The organism is Streptomyces sp. NPDC003077 (assembly GCF_040611095.1).
In the GTDB taxonomy this organism is placed as follows: domain Bacteria; phylum Actinomycetota; class Actinomycetes; order Streptomycetales; family Streptomycetaceae; genus Streptomyces.
Genome location: NZ_JBEXNM010000014.1, coordinates 1 through 11,748, shown reverse-complemented (window position 1 = coordinate 11,748; position 11,748 = coordinate 1). Strand labels below are relative to the sequence as shown.

Annotated in this window: 5 protein-coding genes; 3 read left to right on the top strand and 2 right to left on the bottom strand. The window is 75.2% G+C overall.

Going from position 1 to position 11,748, the window contains the following annotated elements; translation table 11 throughout:
- Window positions 1-875: 875 nt before the first annotated feature.
- Window positions 876-2,954, top strand: a complete 2,079-nt coding sequence (locus tag ABZX96_RS12425) for an asparagine synthase-related protein (protein WP_355542183.1) — start codon at window positions 876-878, stop codon at window positions 2,952-2,954.
- A 250-nt stretch (window positions 2,955-3,204) separates the two neighbouring features.
- On the opposite strand, the gene ABZX96_RS12420 is transcribed toward ABZX96_RS12425, so the two are convergent.
- Together ABZX96_RS12420 and ABZX96_RS12415 are read right to left on the bottom strand one after the other, a co-directional pair.
- Window positions 3,205-4,911, bottom strand: a complete 1,707-nt coding sequence (locus ABZX96_RS12420; RefSeq protein WP_355542180.1) for a sigma-70 family RNA polymerase sigma factor — start codon at window positions 4,909-4,911, stop codon at window positions 3,205-3,207.
- Window positions 4,912-5,990: 1,079 nt separating this feature from the next.
- On the bottom strand, window positions 5,991-6,896 hold the full coding sequence (locus ABZX96_RS12415) for a helix-turn-helix domain-containing protein (RefSeq protein ID WP_355542177.1): 906 nt from the start codon (window positions 6,894-6,896) through the stop codon (window positions 5,991-5,993).
- 437 nt (window positions 6,897-7,333) lie between these two features.
- Here ABZX96_RS12415 and ABZX96_RS12410 point away from each other — a divergent pair, with 437 nt between their 5' ends.
- Window positions 7,334-8,851 carry an FAD-dependent oxidoreductase gene (locus tag ABZX96_RS12410; RefSeq protein ID WP_355542174.1) on the top strand — a complete coding sequence of 506 codons (1,518 nt, stop codon included), beginning with the start codon at window positions 7,334-7,336 and terminating at the stop codon, window positions 8,849-8,851.
- 558 nt (window positions 8,852-9,409) lie between these two features.
- On the top strand, window positions 9,410-11,524 hold the full coding sequence (locus tag ABZX96_RS12405; protein WP_355542171.1) for an ATP-binding SpoIIE family protein phosphatase: 2,115 nt from the start codon (window positions 9,410-9,412) through the stop codon (window positions 11,522-11,524).
- The last annotated feature ends 224 nt before the right edge of the window (window positions 11,525-11,748 follow it).

Below are 11,748 nucleotides of genomic sequence, written 5' to 3'. Positions count from 1 at the left end.
GCGACGGCCGCCCCGCTACCCCGGGGCATGCGTCCACCCAGAGTAGTTCGCTGAATCCCGACCGTTAAGGGCCGATGTCCCGGATGGCGAGATTCGGGTCCGAACAAGGGGGGTGCGGGCTCTGGCATGTGCTCCGGGTACGTGTTGCCGTGCGCCCGTGTGTGCGCGCTGTTCGAGGGTGAACAGGAGCGCTTCGATGAGTCCTGCGTGGGTCGGCCCGCTGCACTGGATCCAGTGGGCTGGGGGACACCGCCACCTCATTCCCCGCGGGTGGCGGTCCGGTCCGGGGGGCGAGTCCCGCCTCCCGGACTGTCGCGCTTGCGCCGCGCTCCCGGAAACCGATCGAACACCGTCTTCCGGTAAGAGCCGGTAAGAGCCGGCCGGCGGGATCAGCCGCTACGTGACGGACATTGGCCGGAATTCTTCCCTGATGCTTTCTCGCCGCGTACCCACCTGGTGCCCCTTTCCGGCCGAGCCTTGTCCTGGTCGCCCTTCCTGGCCAGGGGGCGTGACGACCCTCTCTCCTCGCCGGGGCCCGTAACGGTTGCTCCTCACGTCCAGAGGGTCGCGACTCCCGGCCGGGGCCCGCGACGGGACCCCTTTCCGGCCGGGGACCGCAACGCCGCGCCCTATGGCAGGCGGCAGGCGGCCCCTTCTTCAGGTTCTTCAGGCGGTCCCCGTCCCCTCGGTGACCGACCCGCATCCATCCCGGACGCCCCGTCGCGCCCCTGGCCGAACCGCCCCCGCCCGAAGCGTCCTTGACGCCTCCCGCACGCCGTCGTCGTGGCAGCATGGTCCGCACAACAGCTTGGCAATCGCGGTGCGGGGGCGGTGCTGCGCCCCGGTGCGGACCGCGCGTGGGGCGGGAGGCGGCGATGCGCTGGTTGGTGGGGTGGAGCAGTACCGCCACGGGACCGGCCCCCGCCGAGGAAGGCCATACGGTCCTTCCCGTGGGCGCCCAGCTCCTGTGGGGTGACCCCGACCCCTTATGGGCGGTCGGTGACTGGCGCCCCGACGAGGTGCGCGTCGTCCAGGCCGACGCGGAGACGCGACTGGCGGTCTTCGGGGTCTGCGGGGCCACGGACGACCAGTTGCGGGTCGGCCTTTTCGCGGCCCGGGGTGGTGCGCTGCGCCACCTCACCGCCTGGCCCGGCAGCTACACCGCCGTCGCCCAAGTGGGACGGCGGCTGACGGTCACGGCCGATCTGGCGGGCGCCCGGCCCGTCTTCCACACCCCTTGGGCGGGCGGCACGGCCTACGCCACCGCCGCGCTGCCGCTCGCCGACCTCATCGAGGCCGGCCTCGACATCGGCCACCTGGCGGCCCTGCTGGCCTGCCCGGACGCGCCCGAGGCGCTCGGCACCGGCACGCCGTACGAAGGCGTCCACCGGGTGCCGCCCGGACACGCCCTCGTCCTGCGCGGCGGCACGGGCGACGTGACGTCGTACGAACCGACCGCCTCCCTCGCCGTCGCAGCCCCCCAGCTCCCGCCCGAGCAGGCCGTGGACGGCGTCCGGGAGGCCCTCGTCGAGGCCGTACGGACCCGGCTCGCCGGGCCCCGGCACGCCACCGAACCGGACGGCCTTGAGGGCCTGGACCCGGGACCGGTGCCCGGCATGGGGCCCGCCGAGCGGCGTGCCGCCCGTGGTGCACCGGCGCCCGGCGTCGGCGCCGACCTCTCCGGGGGCAGCGCCTCCGGAACGCTCGCCCTCCTGGCGGCCGGGCTGCCCGGCGTCCCCGGGACGCTGCACGGACACGGCGAGCGCCTGTTGGCGGTCACCTTCAACGACCGCGCCACCAATGGGGGCAAGCCCTACCGCGACGCCGAACTGGAACGGGCCCGCACCATCGCCGCCAACCCGCGGCTGTACCACGTCGTCGTCGCCGCGGGCGAGGAAGCGCTCCCGTACGCGGAGCTGGAGAACGGCCCGCTGACGGACGAGCCGGGGCCCGCCCTCGTCACGGCCGGACGGCACCGCCGGCGCCTCCTGGCGGGCAGCGCCGACCACTTCGTGGGCCACGGCGCCCGGCAGGTCCTGGACGCCCACCCCGCGCGGCTGGCCGACCTGCTCCTGGACCGCCGACGGCGCCACCTGCTGCGCCCGGTGACCGCGCTGGCCCGGGCCGACGGGCCGTCGGCGCACTCCGCACTGGTGCCCTTCACGGTGTACCGGGCTGCGCGCCGACTGGCCCGTACGACCTATGGGGAGGGCATCGCCGACGCTGCGAGCCGCCTGTTGGAGCGGCGGTTCGCCGACGAGCCCGCGGGCGGGGCGGTGGACGCCTCACTGGCCGCGCTGTCCTGGTGCCGCCCGGGGCCGGCGGCACGGTGGCTCACGGGGGAGGCGCTGGCCGAAGTATCGGTTCGCCTCAGTGAGGCGGCGCTGCGCGCGCCCGCCGCGGGGCGGCCGGGAGAGCGCCGGGCCCGCGCCGCGCTGACCCGGCACGCCGCCGACCACCGCGTCTTCGAGCAGGCCGTCGAGGTCCGCAGCCAACGGTTGCACGCACCGTTCTTGGACAACCAGGTCGTGCTGGCCTGCCGCGCGCTCCCGGACACACTCCGCGTGCAACCCGGCGCGCGGGCGGCGGTGCTGCGCGCGGTGCTGTCGGGTGCCGGTGTGCGCGATCTGCCCCCAGGGTGGGGCGCCACCTCGCACCTCACACACGCCGCCGCGGTCCGCGCCGGCCTGCGCACGTCCATCGGCGACCTGGTGCGTCTCTTCGACGCGCCACTGCTCGCCGACGCGGGACTGGTGGAGGCGCGGGTCGTCCGCAAGGCCCTGCGCGCGGCGGCGGAAGGCGCGACGCTGCCCCTGGACGGGCTCGCCGAACTCGTCTCCACGGAGCTGTGGCTGCGCCGGCTCATGGCCCGCCGCGGCACCTGCTGGACAGGAACGGCCGCGCCGCGCCAGCGGGCGGTGGCGGGCGGGGTGGTGCCGCGGCCGAGCCTGTGAGGGAACCCGCGCGCGGCCTGCGGTGTGGCGCCCTCGGGCCCGTAGGACGAGCGCTTGCTCGTCCGTCTTACGGGTGCGGGCGGCGCGCCTTGAGGGACGGGCGCTTGTCCGTCCGTCTTACAGGTGCGGGCGGCGCGCCCTGACGGACGGGCGCTTGCCCGTCCGTCTTACGGGAGCGGGCGGCGCGCCTTGAGGGACGAGCGCTTGCCCGCCCGTCCTACAGGAGCGGAGCGGCACATCCCGGCGTCCCTCACCGGCACGTGATCTGTGACCGTGCCCAGTCGCCGAAGACGAGCCTCCCCTGGGGGGACTGCGGCTCGACGACCAGCCGCAGCGACGACCGCCCGGTCAGCGGCACGTGTACCGGCACTGCCGGCTGCCCGCCCCGCAGCGGCCCCGACCGCCACAGCCGCTTCCCGTCCCCGTACACGCTGAACCGCAGCGTGCCGCTCCCCAGGCCGGTGTCCTCGACGTTGACGAGGTCGTCCACCCCGGCCAGGGCGTCGTACGCGGTGCACGGACGGTGGAGGTCGATGGTCACGGACGACGGCGCCTGCACGCTGACCCCGTGGCGGTAGTGCCGGCCGGCGATGCTCAGGTCGTCACGCTGCATCAGCGGTGTGCTGTCGTCGGCGCGCACCTCCGGACCGCTGCCGTCACCCGCGTAGTCCCACGTCAGGGAGTCGATGCGGTACGGGGAGGGGGGAGGGAGCGTCGGCTGCGGGGGGAGCGGGGCCGGGTTGGGGGCCGGGCGCGGTGGCGGTGTGCGGCGTGGTGGGGGCTTCGGTTTGGGTGACGGTTCGGGCGACGGTTTCGGCGGCGGCTTGGGGGTGGGCCGATGGGCAGGGGCGACGGCCGGTACCGGCGGCGCCGGGGGCGCGACGGAGGGCGCGGGCGGTGCGGGGGGAGCCGGCGTGGGCGCCGGGGTGCGCGGGGCCGAAGGGCGCGGGCGCGGCGGATGGGCCTCCGGAGGGGGCCGGTGCTGCGGGTCGGCCATGAGGACGAGCGCGAGCGCCACCCCCGCCGCCAGTGCGACCCCGATCCCGATGCCCACCTTCACCGGCGCCCCGGCCCCCTCGGCCACGGCCGCGCCCCCCGCCGCCCCGGAACCCGCGCCACCGGCCGCCGACGCGGCCCCGGCACCCGCCGCCGCACCCGCGCCGACGGCGCCCGCGACGGAGGCGGCGCCCTTGATCGTGGTCCCGGCGGCGAACCAGCCGACGACGGCGATCGGCAGCAGCGTGCTGATCCGCTCGTTCACGTCGGCCACTTCCAGTGCCGCCGTACGGCACCGCGCGCACTCCTCCAGGTGCTTGCGCAGCCCGCGCTCGGCACGCATCCGCAGGCCCCCGCGCGCGTAGGCGCCGAGCCGGTCGGCGTACCGGGCGCAGTCGCCGCCGGCCGTCAGCGCCCGGTTGACGTGCGCCTGGAGGTAGGCCCGCTTCAGCCCCTCGCGGGCGCGGTGGGCCAGGACGGCGGTGGCGTTGGCGGTCAACCCGAGCAGCGGCGCGACCTCGCTCGGCGACTCGTCCTCGATCGCGGTGTGCCACAGCACGGTCTGGTAGCGCTCGGGCAGGCTGCGGAACGCCTGGACGGCCATGGAGCGCTCTGCCTCGCGCATGGCCCGCACATCGGCGCCGAGGTCGAGCGTGTCGTCGTCCAGGGACGCGCCGGCCGCCGACACGGCGAACACCGCGAAGTCCTCGACCAGTTGCTCGCGCCGGGTGGTCCGGCCCCAAGAGGCGGCGACCCGCCGCACGGTGGTGAGCAGGTAGGCGCGGACCGACGCCTGCGGTCCGGCGCCGCCGCGCACCGCCTGGAGGGTGCGGGCGAAGACCTCGCCGGTCAGGTCCTCGGCGGTGTGCGCGTCCCGGCAGCAGCCGCGCGCGTAGCGCCGGATCGCCGCGGCGTGCCGGCGGTAGAGCTCCTCGTACGCGGTGTCGTCCCCGGCGCGCATACGGGCGAGCAAGGCGGTGTCGGAGGGAGGCGGTTCCGTTTCCTCTGATGGCGAGGGGGCGTCGGCGGGAAACGGTGCTCCGGGTGTGGGAGGGGGTGAGTCGGAGCGTGCGCCGGAGGACGGTTCGGACGCCGTGCCGGTGGACGGTGCGGCATGTGCGCCGGGGGATGCGCCGGGTGACAGATCGGTGCCCGAGCCGGAAGGGGCTGGGGAGGCGCTGCGCCCGCGCGCGCCGGGGTCTGCGACCGCGCGCGTCCCGTGTTCCCCGTACGCGCCTGCGCCCGTGCCTCCACTCGGGTCCGACCGGCCGTCCTGACCCCGGCCCTCGCCTCTCCGGCTGCCGGGGCGTTCGCGCTGGGCGGGCACGCTGGGCTCCGGATGGGGCGCCGAGGACGGGCCCGTGCGACCAGTGGGCCCGGGGCGCCGGTGGGCACCTTTCGGTGCAGGGGAGCCTGCCGGGGGAGTCGCTGGTGTCTGCCGGGGCGGGCGGTTCGCCGGGCCGTCGGTGGATGGCTCCTCGTGCGGTGGCGGGGCCTTCCGCGCCGGTCCGCCCTGGCGCGGGACCTGCGGTACCGGTGTCTCGGCGGGTGACCCTTCCGGGCCGCCGGAACCGGTCCGGTCGTCGTGCCGCTCGTCCTGTCCGTCGCTACGCATCGCCAAGGCCCCCGCACACACTGTCACCGGAATACGGCGCCAGCGTGGCACAGCGGGGAGTGGCGCCTCCCTGGCAAGGCGGCCAACCACCCGTCCGGGGAGGCTTCGCTCACAGGAACGCGCAAATTCACCCGTTCGGGCCGCGCTTCCCCGGACTGGGTGATGTAGGACGATCAGGTCGGCGGTGGAGTACGCGCCCTGCCGCCGACCTGAGGACGTGCGGACCGCACGGGCCGCCCGGCTCCGGTGGATTGGTGAGCGGATCTGCGCGGGCGGCCGGCGGCGGGAACGGTGCACCGTTTGCCCGTGACCGAGCCGAGCCCGACCGCTCCACGGGGGCAACAGCCCACGGCGACGGACGAGTTCACAGGGCGGAGGTCACCGTGCCCCTCCGCCCTGTGCCGGTGCGTCCTCTTCGGTACCTCCTAAAGGGCCGGCCGCGACCGCAACCCCTCCAGAAGGATTTCCAGCAACCTCGCGGAAGCGGCCTGCTGCTGCGCCGGGTCCGGAAGCGCCGGTGCGCCGGTGGCGATCACCAGGAGGACATCGGACACCGTGACGTCCGCCCGCAGCTCTCCGGCCGTCCGCGCGCGCTCCACGAGCTGCCCGACGACGTCCAGCAGCGCCTGCGCGCCACCGTCCGCGTGCACGGTGGCCCGTGCGGCGCGGCCCTGATCGGAGACGCCGGAAGCCGCCGCCCGGTCGGCCGTGAGCGCCGACTGCTGCGCCTCCGAGCCGTCCGCCGACTCCATGCCGGGCGCGCCGCGCTGCGCCACCACCCGGAACGCGCCCGGAAGGTCGTCCGTGCCGGTGCGCTGCTGCGGCACCCGGCCCTCGGGCGGGCCGTCCGTGCCCGCGCTCACCCGCAGGATGCTCGGCGGCAGCAGCCGCCCGGCGCCCGAGGCGACCGAGGTGCGCAGGAAGCGGGACAGCGCCGACCACGGGTCGTCCTCCTGGCCCAGGGCCGTGCGCGCCTGGTCCGTCAGGCGGGAGGTCTCCTCCTCCGCTATCCGCCGGACCAGGACGTCCTTGCTCGGGAACCGCCGGTAGACCGTCCCCACGCCGACCCGGGCGCGCCGTGCGACGTCTTCCATGGGCGCGCCGTAGCCCAGTTCACCGAACACTTCCCGTGCGGCGCGCAGCACGTGCTCCAGGTTGCGCTGGGCGTCCACCCGCAGGGGTGCGTTCCGATTGCCCGCGCCGACGGTGTTCGCGGAGTGGGTGGTGCCGGCGGCCGTGCCGTGCCCCCCGCCGCTCCCATTGCCGCCGGCGTTGTCCGAGCCGTGTGTCGTTGTCACGGCCGTCGACCATTGAGAGCCCTGAGTGTGCATGAATGATCCCCCGGTAATGATGTCTCCCCCCGGAGACTCCCCGCCCTGACTGCCGGGGTTCGGCCGACGAAAGGCAACACCCCGACGAGGTACGAACATAGTTGAGGGCTGGTCGAGAATGAAGAGGGCAGTTCCGCGCAGTCCAATGCCCGAACGGGCCACGGTTACGACAGGGTTCGATCCCGTTCGCCCTTTCTTCCTTCGTGCCCGCGTCTGACCTGCGGGACTCGTGCCGACACCGCGGAATGGCGATCTCCGCCCGGCCCGGCGACACCGGTCATACAAGTCATGGGCCCTGTGGACAAAGCCGCGCGGCCGGGGCGTGATGGAGCAATGCTGTCGTTCCCCGGAGCGCGGTGCCCCGTACCGTCGCGGCACGCCGACCGTGCGTTTCTCGTGTCCCGGGCCGAGTCGGCCGATGCCGCGAGGAGGACCTGATGAAGGAACCAGCCCGCATTCTGATCGTCGGTGGTGGCTGTACGGGCGTCTACACCGCACTGCGACTGCAGAGAAAACTGAAACGTGAGATACGGCGACGAACTGTCCGGATCACGGTGGTCGACCCCGACCCGCTCATGACCTACCGGCCGTTCCTGCCCGAAGCCGCGGCGGGTTCGCTCTCCCCGGTGCAGGTCGTCGTGCCGCTGCGGCAGGCACTGCCCGCCTGCGAAGTCATCACCGGTGACATCACGGCTCTCGACCACGACCAGCGCAGGGCCACCGTCCTCACCGAGGCCGCCGCCGAGGCGGGTACGGGCGGCACCGAGCTGGCATACGACGAACTGGTCCTGGTCCCCAGCCCCGTGCCGCGCCCCCGGCCGGCGTCCGGGACACGCGGTGCGGGCATCGGGCTCCGCACGGCCCAGGAGGCCGCCGCACTGCGCGACCACGTGTTGGAGCAGCTCGACCTCGCCTGCTCGACCCGCGACCCGGCGCTCCGCGAGGCCGCCCTGACCTTCGTCTTCGCCGGTGGCGGCCACGCGGGGGTGCAGGTTCTGGCGGAGCTGGAGGACATGACGCGGCACGCGCTCCGCTCGTTCCCCACCCTCACCCCGGACGACACGCGGTGGGTCCTGGCCGAGGCCACCGACCGGCTCCTCCCCGAAGCCGACGAGGAATTGGGCCGCCACGCGCTGCGGGAACTGCGCGAACGCGACATCGAGGTCCGGTTCAACACCCGTGTGACGTCGTACGAGCACCGCCTCGCCGTTCTCGACGACGGCACGCGGATCCCGACCCGTACGGCGGTGTGGACCACGGGCTTCGCACCGCACCCGATCCTCGCCGCGAGCGGCTTTCCCGTGAACGCGCGGGGACGTCTGCGATGTACCGCCGACCTGCGCGTCCACGGCGTCCCCCATGCCTGGTCGGCCGGCGAGACCGCCGCGGTGCCCGACCTCACGGCGGACCAGTGGGTACGTGCGGCCCCGGAGACGGAGGAGGTTCGGCGAGACCTCCCGGACGCGGCCCCCGTCCCGCACCACCTGACGGGCGAAGGTGGCCGACGGGCGGTCGACGCACCGGAACACGGCCGCGCCCACGAGCCGGGCCGCCACCCGGCCGGTGCCCCGATACCCCAGCCGCTGTGCGCGGCCACCGGCCAGGACGCCGCCCGGCAGGCCAAGGCGCTCGCCGACAACCTCGTCGCCTCCCTGAGGGGCACACCGACGCACGAGTACCGCTCCAAACACACCGGCACGGTCGTCACCCTCGGCCTGCACAAAGGGGTCGGCCAGGCCTACGGGCGCCGGCTGCGGGGGTACCCGGCCTGGCTGGCGCACCGGGTGTACCACCTGAGTCGCGTTCCCACGCCGCACCGCAAGGCGCGGGTGCTCGCCGAGTGGACGCTCACCGGGCTGTTCAAACGGGAGGTGGTCCCCCTCGGTTCGCCGGCACGCCCCGGTGCCGCGCCCGGGCTCGTCGCGGGAGGTGGTCGCGACCGCGAAGCGGGCTGAGCGACGGCATCCGGGGCGGCGACGCGGAGCGACGTCATGGGCGAGCGGCGGGAGCCGGTGGCACATGCGGCCGAGGGCGCGGCGGGCCCGCGAGCCGTGGTTGACCGTGCGGGTTGACGGGGCCGCGGTTGACGCGATCGGTTGACGGCCGTCGGCGGGACACGGGTGCGGCTCGGCCCTGGAGACCGAGGGCCCACCAGGTGCGCCGTCGTTCCCGACGCGCCGAGACGCAGGGCGAGTTGATGTCCGGTCGGCGCGGAGGTGAGTCGGCGCGTACCGGATCCAGGAACTCCGCCCCGCGCCCCGGACGTCTGACGGATGTCAGTCCGGTCGGTCACACTGGACGCGTGACCATGGGTGGGCTCGTATCAGCGAAGAGTGACAATCACGAGGATTCTGGACGTTTGCTGCATTCCGCCAGAGGACGCAGAGAGTGCCCCCGGCCGACACTCCACCAGCCTGCGGCCGGGTGGGCGACTCCCCGCCGATGCCAGGGGAAGCACGCCCAGGCTGACCGCCCGATCCCGCGCGACGACGCCAACTAAGAGGTACACCTCCGTGAACTTCACGCGCTGGAGCGCCCGGCTCCCCGGCACACAGCGGCGTGCCGCCGCGCGGTCCGACCGTTCCGCGCCGACCCCGGCGCCCTCGCCAACGCCGACCACTCCCACCACTCCGACAACCCCGACCACCCCCACCGCCACAGGCCCAACCGGTCCCGCCGAACCGCAGGTCCCGACGACCCCCGCGGGCCCGTCCCCGGCTCCGTCCACCACACCGGCGACACCCCACGCCACGACGCCCCCGGACCCCACCGCCCCCGACCCGTCCCAGCCCCACAGCGCCCCCATCCGCCCCGAGCGCCCCGGTCCGGTGGGCCCCGGCCCGGGCGCCGCCGAGCCCGCACCGCCCGCCACGGCCCCCGGCGTCGTCCCCGCCGCCCGCACCGAGCGAGCGGAAGGCGCCGAGTGGGGCGGGCGGATCGACCGCGCCATCCCGGGGGAGCCCGCTCGCCGGTCCGGCCGGCGTGCCGACCGGACCGTCCGCGCCACCGTCTCCGGCGTCGACGGCCGCGCCCTCGCCGCCGCTGTCCGCACCCCGCCGGTCGACGCGCTGTCCGTCCACGACATCCTCGGCCAGATCCCGGCGCTGGTCGCGGTCGTCTACGGCCCCGAGCACCGCCTCGCATACGTCAACAGCGCCTACGCCGCGGTCTTCGGGCCCCGACCGGCCGGCGGCACGGCGCGCGAGGTGCTCCCGGAGCTCGGCGAGCTCGGCCTGCTGCCGCTCATGGACCAGGTCCTGCGCAGCGGCCGGCCCCGCACGGTCAAATCGCGCCGGGTCCCCCGCAGCGCGGGCGCCGACCGGTCCCGCGACGGCTACTTCACCTTCACCTGCACCCCGATCGAGGTCGCCGCCAGCGGCGCGGCCCCCGACCCCGAGGTGGCGTGCGTGACCGCCCACCGCGGCGTCCTGGTCTTCGGGGCGGACGTCACCGACCAGGTCGTGTCGGCCGAGCGGCTGCGGGCCGCCGAGGCGCGGCAGCGGGCGGCGGCCGTGACGCTGCAGCGTTCCCTCCTCCCGCAGGAGCTGGAGCAGCCGGACGACCTGCGGGTCGCCGCCACCTACCGACCGGGTGGCACGGAGGCCGCGGTCGGCGGCGACTGGTACGACGTGATCACGCTGGGCGCCGGCCGGACGGCCCTGGTCATCGGCGACGTCATGGGGCGCGGGGTGCGGGCCGCGGCCGTCATGGGGCAGCTCCGCACGGCGGTGCGCGCCTACGCCCGTCTGGACCTGCCGCCCCATGAGGTGCTCCAGCTCCTGGACGGCCTGGCCTCCGAGATCGACCCGACCCAGATCGCCACCTGCGTCTACGCCGTGCACGACCCGAACGAAGGCCGGCTCCTGTACGCCTCGGCGGGCCACCTGCCCATCCTCGTCCGCGACGCGGAAGGCACGGTCCACCGCGCCGCCGAGCCGACCGGCCCGCCCCTGGGCACCGGCGGCTGGCTGCACACCTCCGGATCGCTGCCCCTGGGCCCCGGCTCGTCCGCCGTCCTCTATACGGACGGTCTCGTGGAGCGCCGCGACAAGGACATCGACCACGGCGTGGAGGAGCTGGAGCGCGCGTTCGCCGGGGCCGTCGGCGCGCCCGACATCGTCTGCGACCGCCTGCTGCGCGCCATGGGCATCACCACGGACCACGACGACGACGTGGCGGTCCTCGTCCTCCAGCACCCGGCGCGCACGGGCCACGAGGCCGAGCTGTTCCACAACGCCGCACTCGAACTCCACGGCGGTACGGAGGCCGCGCCCCGGGCCCGCGCCTTCGCCTCCGGCGTGCTGGCCTCCTGGCGCTTCTCCCCGGACCTGCACGACCTCGGGGTGCTGGCCGCCAGCGAACTGGTCGCCAATTCCCTCCAGCACGGCACCCCGCCCATGCGGCTGCGCCTGCGCCGTACGGACCGCCGGCTGATCATCGAGGTGACGGACGGGGACGACCACCTGCCGCGCCGCCGCCGCGCCGAGCCGGGGGACGAGGCCGGGCGCGGCATCTCCATCATCGCGACCATCGCCTCGGCCTGGGGCTCCCGTCGTACGCCGGGCGGGGGCAAGGCGGTGTGGTGCGAGTTCGCGCTGCCCCGGGAGCGGACGCCGGTCGGCGGCTGACGCTCGCGGGCGGACGATCGGCGACAACGAAAGACATGGATCGGGAGCGACGAAAGAGCCGACCAGGAACGACGAAAGACGTCGACCGGGAGCGACAAAAAGACGTCGATCGAACGACAGAAGGCGGTGGGGGTGCCGGACCGATCCGCAACCCCCACCCCCATCCCGGGCGCCGGGGGGGGTTCGCCGGGGGGGGCAAACCCCCCCCGCCCCACGCGACCCGG

Bases quoted from the DNA above. Each gene is read 5' to 3' on its own strand.
- ABZX96_RS12425 (WP_355542183.1), top strand. From the start codon at position 876: ATGCGCTGGTTGGTGGGGTGGAGCAGTACCGCCACGGGACCGGCCCCC.
- ABZX96_RS12420 (WP_355542180.1), bottom strand. From the start codon at position 4,911: ATGCGCGCCGGGGACGACACCGCGTACGAGGAGCTCTACCGCCGGCAC.
- ABZX96_RS12415 (WP_355542177.1), bottom strand. From the start codon at position 6,896: ATGCACACTCAGGGCTCTCAATGGTCGACGGCCGTGACAACGACACAC.
- ABZX96_RS12410 (WP_355542174.1), top strand. From the start codon at position 7,334: ATGAAGGAACCAGCCCGCATTCTGATCGTCGGTGGTGGCTGTACGGGC.